Origin of the sequence: Oceanimonas smirnovii ATCC BAA-899, assembly GCF_000381965.1 — a bacterium.
GTDB lineage: Bacteria > Pseudomonadota > Gammaproteobacteria > Enterobacterales > Aeromonadaceae > Oceanimonas > Oceanimonas smirnovii.
Window position 1 is genome coordinate 125,761 of sequence record NZ_KB908460.1, and the last position, 19,069, is coordinate 144,829.

A 19,069-nucleotide genomic window follows, 5' to 3' on the forward strand; every position below is an offset into this window, starting at 1 on the left:
TTTGACGAAAACGCTGCCGTCCGCTTCATTGCGTCAGAAGGTGTCATCACTCCGGGCCGATCTGACCTGCTTCAGGCACAGTGGTGCCAGCCAGCAGCCAAAGAGTATATTTGTGCAGCTCCGGATGTTGTGCCAACGCTACCAGAAAGGCACCGCCGACTTCCCGATACCCCAGCTCATAATTCTTTAGGGTCGTGGGCGGAACCTGCAGCAACTCGGCAAACTTGGGCCGGCTGAGCCCCATGGCTTCGCGTATTTTACGGATTTTTTGTCCGACCAGACTGGTATCAGGATTCATAATCTTGCTACTCCTCACTATGCAGATTACGACACAAGGTTGTGTTCACCCTTTAGTTTAACACTGCTGAACAGACTCGTTATGAACTGAGTGAAATTTATTCAACAAAAAACTGGCACAACAGCGTTTAAGACAAGCCATTACCCTGATACCAACTTTAACGCAGCTGATATCAGACATGTTACCTCAAACTGGGGCATTATTGAGCACGCATACCTTGTTAGGGCTTGTTAAACACGCTAATCTGGTTTCGCGTGGGTATGCTGATAACACCTATAACACGCATCACATATGCGAATTAAAGAATATTATGTCAGCAACCATTTAAAACTCATTTGAATGAGGAATAAAAAATGAAAAAGACAGTGGCTCCTACAGTTCTGGCAGTGGCTCTTGCCGCTGGTTTGTCCACCAATGTAATGGCAAACGACTGGTACATCGGTGGTGGTGCAGGTTTGGCAAACTTTGAAGACATTCAGGACAACCTGCCTGCCGTCAAAGACGAAACCGGCTCCATCAATGCTTTTGCAGGTTATAACTTTAACCAGTACTTTGGTGCTGAAGCAGGCTATACCCTGTTCAACGGTGGTGCGACCCGTACCCACAACGCCAACATTTCTGCTATTGGCCGTTATCCGCTGAGTCCCAAGCTTTCCGTATTTGGTGAAGCTGGTGCCTGGGGCTGGCGCTCCGTTCGCGCTATCAACCACGATGGCATTTCTCCCATGGCTGGTCTGGGTGTGACTTACCAGGTGACTGATCTGGTTGATGTACAGGCTCGCTATCGTCGTATCGAAAATGTTGGCGACCTCGCTGACAACGGTTACGAAAGTGACGTGAACAACTTTATGGTTGAGTTTGTTCTGCACCCTAACCGTCGCAAAGCCGCCCCGGCACCTGCTCCGGTAGCTCCGCAGCCTCAGCCTGAAGTGACTTACGAAACCCGTACTGTGACTGCAGACGGCTCTGTTTACTTTGCTTTTGACAGTTCAGCTCTGTCTGCTGACTCCCGTGCCACTCTGGACGAAGTTGCGGCCTTTGCTGCCCAGAATCCGGACTATCAGATTGAACTGGCCGGCTATGCTGACCGTCTGGGCAGCGCCGAATACAACCGCAAGCTGTCTGAGCGCCGTGCGCTGGCCGCCAAGGAATATCTGGTAAACCAGGGCGTAGCTGCACAAAACATTCAGACCGCCTGGTACGGTGAAGAGCTGGCTCAGGGCGTAACTGATGCCGAGCGTCAGCGCGACCGTCGTGTAGATGCCAAAGGCCAGGCCAGCATCCAGGTTGAAATCGTTGAATAACACAGCCTGTTACTGCCCGTGAAAAAACGGCCCTGCGGGGCCGTTTTTGTTTTCTCACTGGCAGGCATAATCTGGCATACTTGCTGTTTATCTTCACCTGGAACAGTCCTGATGCAATGTTACTGTGACAGCAAACTTACTTTTGCCGACTGCTGCCAGCCTTTTCTGGCAGGCAGGCTGGCAGCTCCAACGCCTCTGGCGCTGATGCGCTCACGCTACAGCGCCTACCGGCTGGGACAAGGTGACTATCTGGTCAGTACCTGGCACCCGGATACACTGGGTAAACTGGATGCTACTGCCCTTGCCGACTCAGGGCTGAATACCGACTGGCTCGGCCTCACAATTGTTTTTGCCAGAGGCACAAATAAAGACCACGAGGGCGAGGTAGAGTTTAAAGTACGTTACCGTGAAAACGGACGTGTAGTACTGCTGCATGAGCGCTCTCTTTTTGTGCGACTGAACCAGAATTGGGTATATCACTCCGGCGTGCATAACCCGCCCAAAACCGGCCCTAACCTGCCCTGCCCCTGTGGCAGCGGAAAAAAGTACAAGCACTGCTGCAGCCGCCGTTATTAAGGCTTAATCAACAACAAGAAGATACTGATGGAACGTAAAATTCTGCTGAGTCACTGCCCGGACGCCCGGGGACTTATCTCTAAAATTACTAATATTTGTTATAAGCATCAGCTTAACATTGTACGTAATGCTGAGTTTGTGGATCACGATAACGGCCACTTCTTTATGCGTACCGAGCTGGAAGGCCGTTTTAATGATGTTACTCTGCTGGCAGATCTGAACGAAGCCCTGCCGGAAGGCGGCCAAAATCGTCTGGTACCTGCAGGCAGCAAACGGGTCGTGATACTGGTAACCAGGGAAGCCCATTGTCTGGGTGATATTCTGATGAAACACTTCAGTGGTGCCATGAATATCGACATAGTGGCAGTGGCCGGCAACTATGACACCCTGCAGTCACTGACCGAAAAGTTTGATATTCCTTACCACACTGTGTCTCACGAGGGTCTTAACCGCGCTGAGCACGAGCGTCTGCTGACCGAGGTGATAGACAGCTACGATCCCGACTATGTGGTGCTGGCCAAGTATATGCGCATCCTTAGCCCGGAGTTCGTGGCTCGTTACAACAAGCGCATCATTAATATTCACCACTCTTTTCTTCCCGCCTTTATCGGTGCCAGCCCTTATCGTCAGGCCTATGAGCGGGGTGTAAAGATGATTGGCGCCACCGCCCATTTCGTCACCGACGATCTGGACGAAGGCCCGATTATCGAGCAGGACGTGACTCACGTCAGTCACGCATATTCTGCCGAAGACATGGCAAGAGCCGGCCGAGATGTGGAGAAATCAGTATTGAGCCGGGCACTCAACCTGGTGCTGGAAGAAAGAGTATTCGTCTACGGTAACCGTACTGTGGTGTTTAAATAACCCCCTTCGGGGGAGCTGTAATCCCCCTTGGGGAGCTGTAAGCCGTAAGCTGTCAGCTATAAGTGACGGTGCTTGATGGCTCACAGCTGTGTTTGTAAATGCCTGGCTGCCTGCTACAAGTGACAGGCGTATTAAATCTGCAGGTACACCACCGTGCCTGCAGGCTACAGCGGGCGGCTGACAGCTTAAAGCTGACCGCTTACAGCTATATTATTTGTGGCTTTTCTCAAAGGCGGCCTTTTGCTCTGGGGTCGCTTCCTGCTGGTATTTATCCTTCCACTCACTGTAGGGCATGCCGTATATCTGCTCACGGGCCTGATCGTAGTTCATCTCTACTCCCCGCACTTCGGCGGCGGCCAGATACCATTTACTCAGGCAGTTGCGACAAAAACCGGCCAGGTTCATCAGATCGATATTCTGCACATCCTTACGCTTGTCCAGATGCGTTATCAGGGCACGAAAAGCAGCAGCTTCAAGTTCGGTCTGAGTTTGCTTGTCCATCGTCTTCTCCATTTGCTGTTGAAGTGTCATTATAACGGCTAGTAAGACAAACCTCATGAGGCAACGCCATGAAACGCAGTCACTTTTTCGCCCAAATGGCACGAATGAAGCTGATCCAGCGCTGGCCGCTGATGCGCAACACGGTTCCCGAGAACGTGGCTGAGCACAGTCTGCAGGTGGCCATGGTCGCTCATGCTCTGGTGATAATTAAAAATACTCTGTTTGATGGCAAGCTCGATCCCGGCACTGCCGTCATGCGCGCGCTTTATCACGATGCCAGCGAAGTGCTGACCGGCGATTTACCCACGCCGGTAAAGTATTTCAACCAGGACATTGCCAGTGCCTACAAGGCCATAGAGCAGAATGCCGAACAAACCCTGCTCACCATGCTGCCTGCCGAGCTGCGTACTGCCTATGAGTCCTTGGTATCTGGTCACGTAACAGACGACTACAGCCCGCTGGTCAAATCTGCCGATATTCTCTGCGCCTATCTCAAATGCGAGGAAGAGCTGTCGGCGGGAAACCGGGAGTTTGCCAAGGCACGGGAGCGCCTCACCGCCATGCTGGATGCCCGCATGAATGACGAAATCCGCTACTTTCTCGACGTATTCGTACCCAGCTTTTCTCTGTCCCTGGATGAAATCTCCACGCCGGGGTTTTGAGTAAAAACGTGAGGAGTTGATGTTTTTTCTCCTCACATAGCGGCTTTGCGTTCAATCCATAGAGTTACTTCGCCGACCCTGAAGCCCCATTTGGTCATTTCAGCCCGGTTAATCAGGCGATTTTCATCCAGCAGATACATCCAGTCGTTGAAGTTGATATCCCACACCTTACCGTCTACGGGCACCGCCAGGGTATAACGCCAGTTCAGGGCATAACCTTCAGTTCGTCCTTCCGCCGGTGTTACCACATCACCGGCAGTACCGGTATAGCGGCCATCAGGGTGTTTTTCCAGATACCAGACCCGACGTTGCTGCTCACCGTCGTCATAGAAAAAGTCTTCTTCAAGCACGCCTTTGTTACCTTCCCAGCTGGCCACCATGTCCACCTTGAAACGCCGCAATACCTGGCCGGATCTGTCCTGAACCATGCCGTAAGCGACCAGTTCACCGGTGAAGAACCGGTCCAGCTCCAGGGCAGGCGTGGTGCCGGTATAGTCTTCAATCTTGCTGCTGCAAGAGCTCAATAAGGGCAGCAGTGCCAGTAATATCAGCAATATTTTCATCTCAGCCTCCTTTCAGCTGTCGGGTAAGTTGCGGATCGCGGCTGTCGGCAGACAGCCAGATAGCCAGAAACGCCGGAGCAAACGCCGGATCATCTATGCTGCCCAGCAGACGCCAGTTGAAGTAAAACCGGCTTACGCCATCTTCATCCACCCGCAATACCAGCTCGTCATTGGTGCGTACCGAGGGCCAGAGTTGCTCCAGCTGACGGGGCCACTCCTGTTTCCAGCTCACTCCCAGTCGCTGCCATTCTTCCACGGTAGCGGTCAGCAGATCCTGCTTGTCGATATTGCGCTGATAGCGAAGTGACAGCGCCTGCGGATAACCATCGGGCTGATAACGGCCGTTTTCGCTGTAAAACCGGGCCTGATACAGGTCCCAGAACAGCCAGCTCATTTTTCCCTGTCCTACCAGAGTAAGATCGGAAACCGGGCTGGCAAACACAGGGGCCGCCAGTAACAGCAGTAAAAAACAAAGCTTTTTCATGATTTACCTCTCGCGTAATCGCTGATCCAGCTTTACCAGCAGGGGCAGCAAACCTGACCAGATCAGCGCCAAAATCAGCACTGAAGGCCAGAAACCAAGGGGCAGCGCCACCGCCTGCAGCTGCCAGCCGGCAATATAGGACGTTGCTCCTGCTCCGGCACCGGTCAGCGCCAGCAACGGCCATGAAAAACGGCGCAGCCATACCAGGCTGTGTCCCAGTGTCAGCACAAAGCCCACCCATAACAGCCCGAGCCAAAGCGGCCAGTGACTGAACTCAAACACACCTGCAAGAGTCAGCAGGCCATCCACGGCCATTCCCAGCACAGCCAGCAACAGCACTCGAATGTCGGCAGCGCGGCTCGGAGTAAACGCAAAATGTACCAGCACCAGCATGGCAGTCAGCCAGGCCCAGGGGTTCTGCCCCGCCACCGCCAGCAGCCAGAACCCCTCAAAAGCTAATAGCTGAGTCCATTGCCATTTCGACATGCTCGTGCTCCCGGTTTGGCGGCTTCAAAGTGAGCCAGACCTATGGAGCCTTCCAGAAAACCGCCTTCACAATAGGCAAAATAAAAGGCCCACAAGCGCTGAAAGTCAGCGTTATAACCCAGCCTTGTCAGCTCCGGGCCGGCCTGACGAAACCGCTCAGCCCAAATACGCAGCGTTTCAGCATAGTGCCAGCCGTAATCATGCAGCCGCACCAGCGTCATATCGGTCTGCTCCCGAAGGTGGCGGGACATTTCACTGACCGAAGGCAGGCAGCCACCGGGAAAGATATAGCGCTGAATAAAGTCCACACTTTTACGATATTGCTGGTAACGCTGATCGGCAATGGTAATGGCCTGAATAAGCAGCCGGCCGTCAGGCTTCAGCAAGCGGTTCAGCATGCGAAAGTATTCGGGCAAATATTCATGGCCTACCGCTTCGATCATTTCCACCGATACCAGCTTGTCATACTGACCGGTCAGCTCGCGGTAGTCCTTCAGTAACAAAGTGACTTTATTCTGCAACCCTTCACGCTGAATGCGCGCCTCGGCATGTTCATACTGTGCCTGAGACAAGGTAGTGGTGGTCACCCGACAGCCGTAGTGACGGGCAGCGTAACAGGCAAGGCCGCCCCAGCCGGTACCAATTTCCAGCAGATGATCTTCCGGCTTAAGCTCAAGGCGCGAGCAAATCAGTCTGAGTTTATGCTCCTGAGCCAGCTCCAGACTGCTGTTTTCCCGGGGAAATACCGCCGAGGAATACTGCATGTAGGGGTCTAAAAACCGCTCATACATGTCATTACCAAGGTCGTAATGGGCGGCAATATTGGCCCGGCTGCCTGCCTTTGAGTTACGGTTACGTCTGTGAGTAAGCCGGTGCCAGGGCCAGGTTATCCAGCCAAGCCGGCGTTCCAGCTTATCCATAATGTCGGTATTACGGGCAAATAAACGAATAAGGCTGGTCAAATCCGGACTGTGCCAGCCGGCCTCCACCCAGGACTCAGCAGCACCAATACTGCCTCCTGTCATCAGCCTGCGATAAAAACGCGGATCCCGAATTCGAATTTCTGCCTGCAGTGAGGCATCCGCCTCACCAAAAAAGAAGCGATCATCACCATCAATAATGGTCAGTCCGGCGTCTTTCAGACCCGGCAACAAGGAAAAAGCCAGACTGCGGGCCCAGCGGTCCAGAGGGCGGGGCGCGGCCAGTGTCAGGGTTGTTTCCATCTTGGCGTCCTTAAGGGTGTGAGTGATAGGGAATTCGTTTCAAAAACAGCTTCAGTGCCTGCCAGTAAATGCCACGCACTACGGTTAACGTCATCACCGGCCACTGGCGCAGGGCCGTTTTCAGGGCCAGTTCATCAAAGGTATGGCGGCGCAGAGCCAGAGTGGCATCAAACAACAACTCCGGATTACGGTTTTCAATATGCACCAATGCCCGTTTGGCCGGTGGCGAGATACGCCAGTGATACTGCATGTTCATGCCCATAAAAGGCGACACATGAAACGCCTTATCAGTGGCCTCGGGATGCTCCAGATCGACCAGATAACAGTGGCGCTCGTTCCAGGGAGTGTTATGTACCTCAGCCAGCACATAGCGAGCCTGATTATCCCGGTAACAGAAAAACAGGTTTACCGGGCTGAAATAGAGACCAAAACAACGCACCTGCCCCAGCATCATGACCCGTTCAAGACCGTTGTCATCACCACCCAGACGTATTACCTCTTCCAGTACCGCCTGCTTGAGGGGAATGTGTTCATCTCCCAGATAGTCCCGCCGGCGAAAACTTAACGGGGCAAAGCGCTCCAGGGCAAACCACCGGCTTTGTTGTTCAAGCACAGGCAGCTCATCCAGATCCAGCGCAAGCATATAAAGGCTATAGCTGAACGAGTGGGGTTCAGGCTGATAGCGACGGTGACGCACCGCGCCAGTGTAAATGGCACTGTTGAGCGTCATAGGCTGGCTCCAAAGCGCTCACACACATCCAGGGCACTGCGCACGCCATCCTCGTGAAAGCCGTTATACCAGTAGGCACCGCAAAAATGTGTGTGGCGCTGACCACAGATCTCACTGCGCCGCCCCTGGGCCGTGATGGCTGCCCGATGATAAACCGGGTGAGCGTACGTGAAACGACGCAAAATGCGTTCGGGCGCTATGGCTTCGGCGCGATTAAGGGTGACACAAAAGGTCTCATTCGCCTGAATGCCCTGCAAAATATTCATGTTATAGGTGACTGCCGGCAGGGCGTCTTCACCACCGTCGAGATAATAATTCCAGCTGGCCCAGGCCCGCTGCTCCGTGGGCAGCAGGCGGGTATCGGTATGCAACACCACTTCATTATTGCGATATTCAAGCCCGCCAAGCACCTCGCGCTCAGCCGCAGTGGCATCACTCAACAGCGTGAGAGCCTGATCCGAATGACAGGCAAAAATCACTTCATCAAATAACTCTGTACCTGCCGCCGAGCTTATCTCCACGCCATTATCCAGCCGGCGTACCCACTGCACTGGTGTGTTCAGGCGCACTTGCTGCACCTCTTTAACCAGTGCCGGTATATAGCTGCGTGAGCCTCCTTCCACTACATACCACTGAGGCCTGTCGATCAGGTTCAGCAAGCCGTGGTGATTAAAAAACCGAAGGAAAAATGCCAGCGGAAAGTGCCGGCTGTCGGCCAGGGATGACGACCAGATGGCCGCCACCATGGGCAACACATAATGACCGGCAAAAAACGCCGAAAAGCCATGTCGCTCCAGAAAACGCCCGAGCGTGTCTTTATCACTCAGGCTGCCTTCTTTCAATGCCCGCTTGCACAGCAGGTTAAACCGCACAATTTCGAGTAAAAAACCGTAAAAGCGACTATTAATCAGATTCTTGCGCTGGGCAAACAGGGTGCTCAGTGTATGGCCGTTATATTCCAGCCCTGTGCTGGCCTGCTGCACACTGAAGCTCATCTCGGTGGGCCGGGCCCGAACACCAACCTGCTCCAGCAAACGCTGAAAACGAGGATAGGTTCTGTCATTGAATACGATAAAGCCAGTATCCACTGCGTAACTGCGGCCGTTGAGGGATACATCCACAGTGGCCGTATGACCGCCCAGATAGTCATTGGCCTCAAACAGGGTAACCTTATGCTGTTTACTCAGCAGCCAGGCCGAGGTCAGGCCGGCAATACCACTGCCAATCACGGCAATATTACTCATGCGTGCTCCTTTTCATGCGACGAGCCAGATTGAGCCAGAGCCCGTGTGGCAACCAGGATAAAAATCTGAGAGTGGCAATAAAGCCACAGGGAAAGGTTATCTCTCTCTTGCCTTTGGCAAGACCAGCGCGAATGGAACGGCTGGCCTGCTCAGGGCTGACACGGCCGGGCATGGGGAAATCGTTTCTTTGGGTAAGAGGTGTGTCCACAAAGCCCGGCCGTACCAGACTCACCGACACCTTATCCGGGTCCAGATCGACGGCAAGGCTACGGGCAAGATAGTCCACTCCGGCCTTGGACGCGCCATAGGCCTCGGCCCGGGTAAGGGGCACAAAGGTGACCGAAGAGCTGACCAGTGCCAGCCGGCCACCGGTCTTGATACGTGGCAGCACCGCAGCCACACAATTGCCGGTACCAACCAGGTTGGCCTGTACTACCCGCTCAAACAAAGCTGCATCAAAGGCATGGGCATCATCGACATATTCACAGGTGCCGGCATTGAGAATGGCCAGATCAACCGGTGCCAGCTTGCTTAACGCAGCCACAGCCTGATCACGCTCATTAATGTCAAATACGCCGAACTCCACCCGCTCGCCCGGCAGGACATTGGCCAGCTTGTCTGCATCGCGGCCGCAGGCCACTACTGTCCAGCCATCATGCAAATAATCCTGTGCCAGCTGTAAACCTATGCCGGAGCTGGCTCCGGTGATCAATACGCGTTTCATGAATTCAGCCTCCGTTTTAATGCCCGTATGCAATTACCCAGCACAGGCAAACGCTCGTAGAGCATGGTGCCAAGATCAAAAAAGTCTCTGTGGTAATAGACACTGTCGGCAAAACAAAGATGGCTCACGCCGGGCACACTCACGGGCCGGCCACGGTTAAGCCGGGGATGAACAAAATGCATCTCCCAGCGCACATAGGCTTCACCGTCCTGCTCCATTACCTGGATAATGTCAAAACGGCACTGCTGCACCCGCTCAAACAGGCCTTCAAAGTAAGTGACAAGCGCCTCTATACCGCGAATATCATGAGCCGGATCGGCAAACAGTACATCGTCGGAATAGACCTGACGCAGCCCTTGTAATTCAGCGGGAGACAAACGTTGATACAGTCGGCAAAAGGCATCCAGCGCCGGGCTCATGACTCCTCCTCAGCTTTCAGCGCATCAAACATGGCAATGGCATGCAGCCTTGCCTTACCGTGATCAACCATAGGCGGTATATAATCCTGCTCGCGACGGCGTTGGCGCAGCCAGTCGTGCGGGGCATGAATATGTTTGGCGGGTACATCAGCAAGTTCGGGCACCCACCGGCGAATAAAGTCGCCATTGGGATCAAAGCGCTCGCTTTGAGTCACCGGATTAAATACGCGAAAATAGGGCGCAGCATCGGCCCCTGTGCCCGCAGCCCACTGCCAGCCACCGTTATTGGCGGCCAGCTCGCCGTCGATCAGGTTGGCCATAAACCAGGCCTCACCCTGCTGCCAGTGAATATGCAGATCCTTGGTAAGAAAACTGGCCACTATCATGCGCAGCCGGTTGTGCATCCAGCCGGTCTCACGCAAGCAACGCATGGCCGCATCCACAATGGGATAGCCGGTCTGACCTTCACACCAGGCAGTAAAGGCCTTCTGGTCACGACTCCACTGCAGCGCCTCGGTTTCCGGCTTGAAGGCCCGGTTCATGGATAAACCGGGAAAAGCCACCAAAAGATGGCGGTAAAACTCCCGCCAGATAATTTCGTTCAGCCAGGAAAAGCCTTGCTCTCCCTTACCAAACGGCAAAAAGCCAAGCTCGGATTCGATGGCAGCCAGACATTGATTGGGGGATAGTACGCCGAGAGCCAGATAGGGAGACAGCCGGCTGGTACCTTCCATGGCGGGAAAATCCCGCTGCTCTGCATAATCAAGCAGGGATTCAGCACAGAAACGTGCAAGCGCCTGATGGGCTGCCTGCTCTCCGGCGGGCCAGTCACGGCTGTCTTTTTTTTCACCGTGCAGGGTCACGGCTTCAGGCTCGCAGGGTTTACCGGCAGCATCAGGAACGGATAACAAACGGTAACCTTTGGCCTTGAGTGCACTTAACCAGGCTTTGGAGTAAGGAGTAAAAACCTTGTACATATCGCCGTTTTGAGTGGTAATGCTTCCGTGATTCATCACACAGTCACCATTGTACACACGGCATGGAATGGGTAATGCCTGCTGTACCGCTTTATCCCGGCGACGCTCGTTAATACCGATATCACGGTTGGCGTAAAGCGCATCAATCTGCTGCCGGGCGGTCCATTCGGCCAGCAAGCGCGGTACATCATCAAAACGATCACACTCCAGCACCTCAAGCAGGATACCCAGTCCGGCCAGCTGCCTGCTCAGTGACTGCAGGTTTTTTTCGATAAAATCTCGCTGTATCGGACTATTTCCATGCTCCTGCCACTGCCCGGGACAATCGATATACACGGCTTTAACCTGCCCGCCTTCACTGATGGCGGCATGCAAAGCTGGATTATCGGCTACTCTCAGGTCGTTTCTAAACCAGACCAAATGTTGCATTGTGCTTCCTCGCAATCTCGCTGACGGTGTTTTCATAAGGCCGGGAAAGCCAACCTTGTTCAACATACATACGGCCCAGCTCACCGATAAAAAAGCAGCGTTCAGGCCAGCATTCCGCCCGTTCGGCAAACCAGCTCTGGGTCAGGCCGCCTCCCAGCAATACCACCAGGGCGTCACTTTGCAGCCGCTGTGTCGCCAGCGGCAGCTGTAGCGGTTCAAGCAAGCCAAGCTCCAGGCTGCGACACTCCAGACCTTGCAGTTCAAAGCAGGTCAGCACACTGGCCTGCTCATTACCTTGCCCTACTCGGGCCACCGCAATGCGCGGCCCGGTTTTTATAGTCAGGAGCTGAGTGAACACTCTCTCAAGCAGGGCCATGGCGCTTTGCTCAATCAGCTGCCCGTCCGGGCGCACCAACTGAGACAGACTGCTTAGCCAGGGTTCAATCACATGGCGCAGCAGCAGCTCGGCGGGATAAAGGCTGGCCAGCTCGTTCAGCTCGGCTTCAAGCCGGCCGGTATTCAGATCACAGGCAGCTGCCAGCAGGCTCTGATGCGCCAGCTCCCAGTTACTGCCTTCTTCCACTGGCTGCGGACTGCTCAGCAGCCCTTTTACCTGACCTATACTGACCCCCTGCTCTATCCAGTGCAGGATTTGTCTGATCACTGCAATATCCTGATCGGAATAAAGCCGGTGCCCTTTCTCGGTACGAGCCGGCTTGAGCAGGCCATAGCGTCGCTGCCAGGCGCGCAAAGTAACCGGATTGATACCGGTTAAGCGAGACACTTCCCGAATAGGGTATTTGGGTTCAGATGCCATAACGCAGTCGCAACGCCTCCGGATGCGGATCCAGATATACCTGCTGACGCAGATAATCATTGGGATGCTCTTCCAGGTAGTGCCGTAACAGGGTGATGGGAGCCAGTAACGGCAATATACCCTGACGATATTGATGAATCGTGTGGGCCAGCTCCTGGCGCTGGCGTGATGTCAGCTGGCGCTTGAAATAGCCCTGCAGATGCTGCAACACGTTAGTATGGCCCTTACGGCTGGCGCGATGTTGCAACGCCTTCATCAGACCCTGAATATATTGCTCGGCTTTTTGCTCAGGATGTTCAGACAAGTCCGAAATAAGCCGGCCCAACTCCTGATAACTGTCTCTGTGATGAGCCATCAGCAGGTATTTGTAGCGGCTGTGAAAGGCTATCAGCCGGGACGGCGTCAGCCCTCTGTGCAGCAGACACTGCCAGTCATGCAGGGTATAAACACGGGTAACAAAGTTCTCCCGCAGAATGGGATCATTCAGCCGGCCATCTTCTTCACAGGGCAGCAAAGGCAGCGCCTGCATGATTTCGGCAGCATAGACACCCACACCTTCCTTGGCATTGCCTTTGCCACTTTCATGATAGACACGCACCCGCTCCATGCCGCAGCTGGGTGATTTGGCACACAACACATAGCCGCTCAGCCCCTCGAATTTAGCCGCCATGTCACGGCCATAATCCCGCAGCGCCTGAGTAACATCCTGCCCCTTGGCAGTCTGGGCAATCACCTCCCCTTCTGCGCCAATCAGCCGAATGCTGGGACGCGGTGTGCCCAGGCCAATGGCCATTTCCGGGCACACGGGGACAAATTCCACAAACTGTGCCAGCTGCTCAGTACAAAAATCTGAACGCTTGTGGCCACCGTCAAAACGAACCTTCTGGCCGACCAGACAACCACTGATACCGAGCTTGATAACCTGGGGATCAAACTTGTACATTGCTAACCCTCTTGTACAACTATACGTTTACTGTAGCTTTAGTTGTACAAGTTAATCAAGGTTGTACAAGAAAAATTTATACAAAGCCGGGATTGGGGATTGGGGGTTGGGGGTTGGGGGTTGGGGGTTGGGGGTTGGGGGTTGGGGGTTGGGGGTTGGGGGTTGGGTAAATGTAGGCCCGGGTTTATCCCGGGCAACAAGCTTTAATTCAATTTACTGCGAATAATCTCTTCTTCATCGCGAAACTGGCGGCGCAGCTCGGCCTTGGATTTCATCACCAGCTCACCGCCCTTGCCGATGGTCATGTGCTCGGGGTTGTCGTTGTGCATGGCCTGCCATGCCAGCACTGCCTGCATACTATTTTCTTTCTGCTCCTGAGTAAGCACAGAGCCGTCTGGCCACTTGCCCAGCTCAACGGCAGTCTTCAGCCGCTCGTACACTTCTTTGGGCATGGCGGCAATGGCTTGCTGAAATGATGACATGACAATTCCTCCTGTTTTGATGCCGTTAATTTACCACCAGCCACAAAAAAAGGGGCGGCCTGCGCCCCCCCCTTTTGATAACCGGTTTGCAAAAATGCGATCAGCCGCGCGCGGGCAGATCCATCAGTTCAATGCCGGCCATTTTCTGCATCACGCGCACTACCTGGCAGCTGTAGCCAAACTCGTTGTCGTACCACACATACAAGACGGCACGGTCACCTTCTACTATGGTAGCCAGGGAGTCAACGATACCGGCAAAGCGGGAGCCCACCATGTCGGTGGATACCAGCTCGCTGCTGGTGCTGTAGTCGATCTGGTTGTGCAGCGGTGAGTCCAGTGACACCTGCAGCAGATGCTCATTCAGCTCTTCTACTGTGGTGGCTTTTTCCAGATTCAGGTTCAGCACTGCCATGGATACGTTCGGCGTAGGAACGCGAATGGCATTACCGGTGAGCTTGCCCTTCAGCTCAGGCAGCGCCTTGGCCACAGCTGAAGCAGCACCTGTGCTGGTCAGAACCATGTTCAGAGCAGCACTGCGACCACGACGATCACCCTTGTGGTAGTTATCAATCAGGTTCTGATCGTTGGTGTAGGAGTGTACGGTTTCAACGTGGCCGTTCTTCACACCATAGGCATCGCTGATCGCTTTCAGTACCGGTGTGATGGCGTTGGTGGTACAGGAGGCAGCAGACATGATGCGGTCTTCAGGCTGGATCATGTCATCGTTCACACCGAATACGATGTTCTTGATGTCGCCCTTGCCCGGCGCAGTCAGCAGCACCTTGGCAGCACCTTTGGCCTTGAGGTGCAGACCCAGGCCAGCCTCATCACGCCATTTACCGGTGTTGTCGACCACCAGGGCATCGTGAATACCGTACTGGGTATAGTCGATCTCTTCCGGGCTGTTGGCGTAGATCACCTGAATGTAGGTGCCGTTGGCAATAATGGCGTTGTTCTCGGCGTCCACTTCAATGGAGCCGTTAAAAGGACCGTGAACCGAGTCGCGACGCAGCAGGCTGGCGCGCTTTTCCAGATCGTCGCCGCTGCCGCGAACCACGATGCCGCGCAGACGCATACCGTTGTTGCTGCCGGCGCGTTCAATCAGCAGACGCGCCAGCAGACGACCGATGCGGCCAAAACCATACAGCACCACGTCGGTGGGCTTGGCATCGGTTGAGGCATTCAGCGCCGGTGCCAGTTCGGCGTTCAGGTAGTCGGTCAGGCCGGACTCATCCTGATGGTTTTTCCAGTAACCCACTGCCAGCTTGCCAAGGTCAATGCTGGCTGGAGCCAGATCCATTTCACTCAGTGCTTTCAGTACCGGGTAGCTCTGGCTGACCGGCAGCGGCTGGCCTTCGTGACGACGCACCACACGGTGAGCCTTGAGAATGTCAATGGTAGACGCGTTCAGCAGGGGGCGTGCATAGACGCAGGTTTCCACGCCCTGGTTGCGATACAGTTTGCCAATCAGGGGCTGCATGGACTCTGCCAGTTCCTGGCTCTGCTGCCAGGCGGACAGGTAACTCTCATGGGTCATCGACCGGATCCTTTTAATTCACGTAACCGTTATTGGTATTAGCAGCAAAATGAAAAAACTTGCTGCTTACAAGCGTTCAGGCGGAGGCATTTTAGTGGATAGGGGGTATGATTACCAGACTGAAGCCAAGCATCAAAGGGCTGAAATGAGAACCAAAACCCTGTTTTTTCTGTTTGCAGGAATCATCTTGTTGACAGGATGTGAGCGGGATCGCAACAAGAGTCTGTGCAGCCGCTTTCCTCAGTTTTGTTCCGATCTTCACAGCGACAGCTGGTGTGGCAAGGAGCGCGATCAACTGGTTGAAGCCCGTTATGAAAACGCTGAGCGCCCCGGCGATGCCAGCCGCTATATGGTCATGAACGCGCTGGACAGCTATCAGCGTTGCCTTGAACCCCTGCTCGACATGCAGTATACAAAACGCCACGAGCGCAAAAATACCAAGGTAGAAACCATTATTGACATCGATGCCGAGCTGACACGGCTTGAAGCCAGTACAGCCGGCTCTGATTACCCTTATTTGCAGCTCTGGCGCTGGGAGCGCCACGGCGACCGGGCCGCCAGACGTGATTTTATTGCCGGCGCTGACAGACCTGACATGCAGCAGCCCCCCCTGCAGAAAGCCCTGGCCGGTTTCTTGCTGCATCAGGACCCGGCGGGTGCAGAACGGGCAATGCAACGCGCGTTAATGCTGACCCCCGCAAACAGCAAGCCCGATGCAGATCTGCTGGCCAGCCTGATCGGGCTTTACATCCGCCAGCGTCAATACCAGCAGGCCTGGTTATGGAGTCAGGTACTGAGCGAACTTTATGATGACGACATGGTAAACTGGAAACAAATGGAGCCCTACGCTCGTTTTACTGCTCAGGAGCGTGAAACCATGGTCCAACAGGCAATGATGCTGGCTGAGCAACTACGCAAAGGGCAATATCAGGCAAACTGATAACGTTATCTTCGTTTTCTTAACAACATTCAGGTGAGCATATGACAATCAAGATAGGTATTAACGGGTTCGGCCGTATCGGACGCATTATGTTTCGCCTCGCCTGCGAGCGGGACGACATGGAAGTAGTCGCCATCAATGATCTGCTGGATATTGATTACATGGCCTATATGCTCAAATACGACTCGACCCATGGCCGCTTTCAGGGCAAGGTCAGCGTGCAGGGTAATCACCTTATTGTAAATGGCAAACCGGTGCGGGTCACAGCCGAGCGCGATCCGGCCAACCTTAACTGGGGTGAGCTGAATGTTGATGTGGTCGCTGAAGGCACAGGCGTGTTTCTGACCGATGAAAAAGCCCGCAAGCACATAGCAGCCGGTGCCAGAAAAGTGGTGATGACAGGCCCGTCCAAAGATGACACTCCTATGTTTGTGATGGGCGTTAACCACCATGAATATGCTGGCCAGGATATTATCTCCAATGCATCATGCACCACCAATTGCCTGGCTCCCCTGGCCAAGGTCATTCACGATAACTTCGGTATTGCCGAAGGGCTGATGACCACTGTGCATGCCACCACGGCGACCCAGAATACCGTTGATGGTCCTTCTTCCAAGGACTGGCGCGGCGGCCGCGGTGCCGGTCAGAACATCATCCCTTCTTCCACCGGTGCCGCCAAAGCCGTGGCAAAAGTCATTCCGGCACTTAAGGGCAAGCTGACCGGTATGGCGTTTCGTGTGCCCACGCCGGATGTGTCGGTAGTAGATCTGACCGTAAGGCTTGAAAAAGCAGCGACTTATGCAGAAATCTGTGCTGCGGTAAAGGCCGCTTCAGAAAATGAGCTTAAGGGTATTCTCGGTTACACCGACGATGCCGTGGTTTCCACAGACTTTGTCGGCGAGCCCAACGCCGCCGTGTTTGATGCCAGCGCCGGCATTGCCCTGAATGAACACTTCGTCAAGCTGGTGGCCTGGTATGACAACGAAGCCGGTTATTCTCACAAGGTACTGGATCTGATCGCCCATATCTCCAGATAATTTTCCTGCCGGTCACGATAACAGGCGATGTTTATTATCGCCTGTTATTTCTTATTTTCAGGTTACGTTAAGGTTTGCTTCCTATCATTACGCCTGTACCAACCACAACGGAGCATGATGATGAAAAAATCTCTTGTCGTAACCCTGTTTGCAGGCACTTTCTCTTTGCTGGCTGGCACCACCATGGCCGCAACCGGTGGTTTTACCGGCCCCGACAGCACCGAGCAGGTCAGCGTTTCCCAGGCCCTGGAAGTGAAAGATGACAGTCAGGTGCGTCTGAGCGGTGTTATCACCGAGTCTCTGGGTGATGAGAAATACCGTTTTCAGGATGACTCCGGCAGCATGATAGTCGAAATCGATAATGAAGACTGGGGAGAGGTGAAGGCAACACCTGATACTCCCGTTACCCTGTGGGGAGAAATCGATAAAGACTGGAATGAAACCGAGCTGGATGTTCACCGGGTAGAGCTGGCACCCTAATCAAACGGTAGCAAGATCAAAAAAGCCGAAGGCATGGCCTTCGGCTTTTTTTATAACCTGCTCAATCAGGCATTTCCTTTAACTTTCATCTTCAGTTCACGGGCGAAATTCAGCATACGTTCCAGCGGGATCATGGCCCTGATGCGGGTGGCTTCATCTACCTGAATTTCGTGGGTAGTACCGCCCTTCTTCAGCGCATCGCGAATGGCCACCAGGCCGTTCATTGCCATCCAGGGACAATGAGCACAGCTGCGACAGGTTGCACCGTTACCGCCGGTGGGCGCTTCTACCATCTCCTTGTCGGGGCAGGCCTGCTGCATCTTGTAGAAAATGCCCTTGTCGGTGGCCACGATCAGCCGCTTGTGGGGCAAATCCCTGGCGGCCTGGATCAGCTGGCTGGTGGAGCCCACGGCATCGGCCAGCTCCACAACAGACTGTGGTGACTCGGGATGCACCAGTACCGCTGCGTCCGGGTTCTGCGCCTTCAGCTCTTTCAGCGCCTTGGCACGAAACTCATCGTGCACAATACAGGCCCCCTGCCAGCGCAGCATTTCGCAGCCGGTCTGCTTTTCGATATAACTGCCCAGATGACGATCCGGTGCCCAGATAATCTTGTGCCCTTCACTGTCGAGATGTTCAACAATTTCCAGCGCTATGCTGGATGTTACCACCCAGTCGGCACGGGCTTTTACCGCGGCTGACGTATTGGCATATACCACCACGGTATGATCCGGATGAGCATCACAGAAAGCGGTAAATTCATCAGCAGGGCAGCCCAAATCCAGCGAGCACTCAGCCTCCAGCGTCGGCATCAGCACGGTTTTTTCCGGACTCAGGATCTTGGAGGTCTCCCCCATAAAGCGCACACCGGCCACAATCAGGGTCTGGGCCTCATGCTCTTTGCCAAAACGGGCCATTTCCAGTGAGTCGGCCACACAACCACCGGTTTCCTCGGCCAGCGCCTGGATCTCGGGATCGGTATAGTAATGTGCTACCAGCACGGCGTTACGGGCTTTTAGCAGGGACCTGATTTCATCCTTCAGCGCTCGCTGCTGCTCCGCACTGAGCGGGGCCGGTTTGGCGGGAAAAGGATAATCAAATTCGACAATATCAACGGCTTCGGTCATGGCGGTATGCCGGTGCTCCATTCAATGACAAACTTCGGGCATTATACCGTCGAAGCTGAAGCAACCCAAATCTGTGTTAACAATATGAAAAAATATTCAGCGGTGAGGAGATAAGTAGAAGAAGAGATGGTGGGTCGTGCAGGATTCGAACCTGCGACCAATTGATTAAAAGTCAACTGCTCTACCAACTGAGCTAACGACCCGTATCGAAACGGACAAGAA

At 54.2% G+C, this 19,069-nt stretch carries 23 protein-coding genes and 1 tRNA gene; 7 read left to right on the forward strand and 17 right to left on the reverse strand.

The window, feature by feature from the left end:
• Window positions 1–46 precede the first annotated feature (46 nt).
• A complete protein-coding gene (locus tag G364_RS0109555; protein ID WP_019934925.1) occupies window positions 47–298 on the reverse strand; it encodes a helix-turn-helix domain-containing protein in 252 nt (83 codons plus the stop codon).
• 353 nt (window positions 299–651) lie between these two features.
• On the opposite strand from G364_RS0109555, the gene G364_RS0109560 reads away from it, so the two are divergent.
• The 3 genes from G364_RS0109560 (at window position 652) to purU (ending at window position 3,042) form a co-directional block, all read left to right on the forward strand.
• Window positions 652–1,602 (forward strand): OmpA family protein, encoded by a 951-nt coding sequence (locus G364_RS0109560; RefSeq protein WP_019934926.1) that lies wholly within the window; start codon window positions 652–654, stop codon window positions 1,600–1,602.
• Window positions 1,603–1,713: 111 nt separating this feature from the next.
• Window positions 1,714–2,178, forward strand: coding sequence for a YchJ family protein (locus tag G364_RS0109565; RefSeq protein ID WP_019934927.1), 465 nt, complete (start codon window positions 1,714–1,716; stop codon window positions 2,176–2,178).
• A 27-nt stretch (window positions 2,179–2,205) separates the two neighbouring features.
• Complete coding sequence (gene purU / locus G364_RS0109570; RefSeq protein WP_019934928.1) at window positions 2,206–3,042, forward strand: formyltetrahydrofolate deformylase; 837 nt, start codon at window positions 2,206–2,208, stop codon at window positions 3,040–3,042.
• Between the two features lie 210 nt (window positions 3,043–3,252).
• On the opposite strand, the gene G364_RS0109575 is transcribed toward purU, so the two are convergent.
• Entirely contained in the window at window positions 3,253–3,543 is a 291-nt protein-coding gene (locus tag G364_RS0109575) for a DUF1244 domain-containing protein (protein ID WP_019934929.1), read from the reverse strand.
• A 68-nt stretch (window positions 3,544–3,611) separates the two neighbouring features.
• Between G364_RS0109575 and yfbR the strand changes: the two genes are divergently transcribed.
• Window positions 3,612–4,205: a 5'-deoxynucleotidase gene (gene yfbR / locus G364_RS0109580; RefSeq protein ID WP_019934930.1), complete on the forward strand. Its 594-nt coding sequence runs from the start codon at window positions 3,612–3,614 to the stop codon at window positions 4,203–4,205.
• 32 nt (window positions 4,206–4,237) lie between these two features.
• Here yfbR and G364_RS0109585 read toward each other — a convergent pair whose 3' ends face one another.
• The 13 genes from G364_RS0109585 to G364_RS0109645 form a co-directional block, all read right to left on the reverse strand.
• Window positions 4,238–4,768, reverse strand: coding sequence for a DUF3833 domain-containing protein (locus tag G364_RS0109585; RefSeq protein WP_019934931.1), 531 nt, complete (start codon window positions 4,766–4,768; stop codon window positions 4,238–4,240).
• A 1-nt stretch (window position 4,769) separates the two neighbouring features.
• Window positions 4,770–5,252 (reverse strand): chalcone isomerase family protein, encoded by a 483-nt coding sequence (locus G364_RS0109590; RefSeq protein ID WP_019934932.1) that lies wholly within the window; start codon window positions 5,250–5,252, stop codon window positions 4,770–4,772.
• A 3-nt stretch (window positions 5,253–5,255) separates the two neighbouring features.
• Complete coding sequence (locus tag G364_RS0109595) at window positions 5,256–5,738, reverse strand: DUF2878 domain-containing protein (protein WP_019934933.1); 483 nt, start codon at window positions 5,736–5,738, stop codon at window positions 5,256–5,258.
• Entirely contained in the window at window positions 5,708–6,961 is a 1,254-nt protein-coding gene (locus tag G364_RS0109600; RefSeq protein ID WP_019934934.1) for an SAM-dependent methyltransferase, read from the reverse strand. Before G364_RS0109600 ends, G364_RS0109595 begins: the two co-directional genes overlap by 31 nt.
• A 10-nt stretch (window positions 6,962–6,971) precedes the next feature.
• Window positions 6,972–7,691, reverse strand: coding sequence for a DUF1365 domain-containing protein (locus tag G364_RS0109605; RefSeq protein WP_019934935.1), 720 nt, complete (start codon window positions 7,689–7,691; stop codon window positions 6,972–6,974).
• Window positions 7,688–8,935, reverse strand: coding sequence for an NAD(P)/FAD-dependent oxidoreductase (locus G364_RS0109610; RefSeq protein ID WP_019934936.1), 1,248 nt, complete (start codon window positions 8,933–8,935; stop codon window positions 7,688–7,690). Before G364_RS0109610 ends, G364_RS0109605 begins: the two co-directional genes overlap by 4 nt.
• Entirely contained in the window at window positions 8,928–9,659 is a 732-nt protein-coding gene (locus tag G364_RS0109615) for an SDR family NAD(P)-dependent oxidoreductase (RefSeq protein WP_019934937.1), read from the reverse strand. The genes G364_RS0109610 and G364_RS0109615 overlap by 8 nt, the downstream gene beginning before the upstream one ends.
• Window positions 9,656–10,078: a nuclear transport factor 2 family protein gene (locus G364_RS0109620; RefSeq protein ID WP_019934938.1), complete on the reverse strand. Its 423-nt coding sequence runs from the start codon at window positions 10,076–10,078 to the stop codon at window positions 9,656–9,658. Before G364_RS0109620 ends, G364_RS0109615 begins: the two co-directional genes overlap by 4 nt.
• Window positions 10,075–11,484, reverse strand: a complete 1,410-nt coding sequence (phrB, locus tag G364_RS0109625) for a deoxyribodipyrimidine photo-lyase (RefSeq protein WP_019934939.1) — start codon at window positions 11,482–11,484, stop codon at window positions 10,075–10,077. Before phrB ends, G364_RS0109620 begins: the two co-directional genes overlap by 4 nt.
• On the reverse strand, window positions 11,462–12,301 hold the full coding sequence (locus G364_RS0109630) for a MerR family transcriptional regulator (RefSeq protein ID WP_019934940.1): 840 nt from the start codon (window positions 12,299–12,301) through the stop codon (window positions 11,462–11,464). Before G364_RS0109630 ends, phrB begins: the two co-directional genes overlap by 23 nt.
• Window positions 12,291–13,244 carry a YbgA family protein gene (locus G364_RS0109635; RefSeq protein WP_019934941.1) on the reverse strand — a complete coding sequence of 318 codons (954 nt, stop codon included), beginning with the start codon at window positions 13,242–13,244 and terminating at the stop codon, window positions 12,291–12,293. Before G364_RS0109635 ends, G364_RS0109630 begins: the two co-directional genes overlap by 11 nt.
• A gap of 203 nt (window positions 13,245–13,447) precedes the next feature.
• Window positions 13,448–13,726, reverse strand: coding sequence for a YeaC family protein (locus G364_RS0109640; protein ID WP_019934942.1), 279 nt, complete (start codon window positions 13,724–13,726; stop codon window positions 13,448–13,450).
• Between the two features lie 100 nt (window positions 13,727–13,826).
• Window positions 13,827–15,263 (reverse strand): glyceraldehyde-3-phosphate dehydrogenase, encoded by a 1,437-nt coding sequence (locus tag G364_RS0109645; protein ID WP_019934943.1) that lies wholly within the window; start codon window positions 15,261–15,263, stop codon window positions 13,827–13,829.
• Between the two features lie 187 nt (window positions 15,264–15,450).
• On the opposite strand from G364_RS0109645, the gene G364_RS0109650 reads away from it, so the two are divergent.
• The 3 genes from G364_RS0109650 to G364_RS0109660 all read left to right on the forward strand — a co-directional run bounded on the left by G364_RS0109650 (window position 15,451) and on the right by G364_RS0109660 (window position 17,720).
• A complete protein-coding gene (locus G364_RS0109650) occupies window positions 15,451–16,203 on the forward strand; it encodes a DUF2989 domain-containing protein (protein ID WP_245541407.1) in 753 nt (250 codons plus the stop codon).
• Window positions 16,204–16,244: 41 nt separating this feature from the next.
• Entirely contained in the window at window positions 16,245–17,240 is a 996-nt protein-coding gene (gap, locus tag G364_RS0109655; RefSeq protein WP_019934945.1) for a type I glyceraldehyde-3-phosphate dehydrogenase, read from the forward strand.
• Between the two features lie 120 nt (window positions 17,241–17,360).
• The gene (locus G364_RS0109660) at window positions 17,361–17,720 is read left to right on the forward strand and encodes a NirD/YgiW/YdeI family stress tolerance protein (protein ID WP_019934946.1); all 360 of its coding nucleotides are present in this window, start codon (window positions 17,361–17,363) and stop codon (window positions 17,718–17,720) included.
• A 65-nt stretch (window positions 17,721–17,785) separates the two neighbouring features.
• Here the strand turns inward: G364_RS0109660 and nadA are convergent, their stop codons facing one another.
• Window positions 17,786–18,847 carry a quinolinate synthase NadA gene (nadA, locus tag G364_RS0109665; RefSeq protein WP_026344822.1) on the reverse strand — a complete coding sequence of 354 codons (1,062 nt, stop codon included), beginning with the start codon at window positions 18,845–18,847 and terminating at the stop codon, window positions 17,786–17,788.
• A 127-nt stretch (window positions 18,848–18,974) separates the two neighbouring features.
• Window positions 18,975–19,050 (reverse strand) — tRNA-Lys (locus G364_RS0109670).
• Window positions 19,051–19,069: the final 19 nt, after the last annotated feature.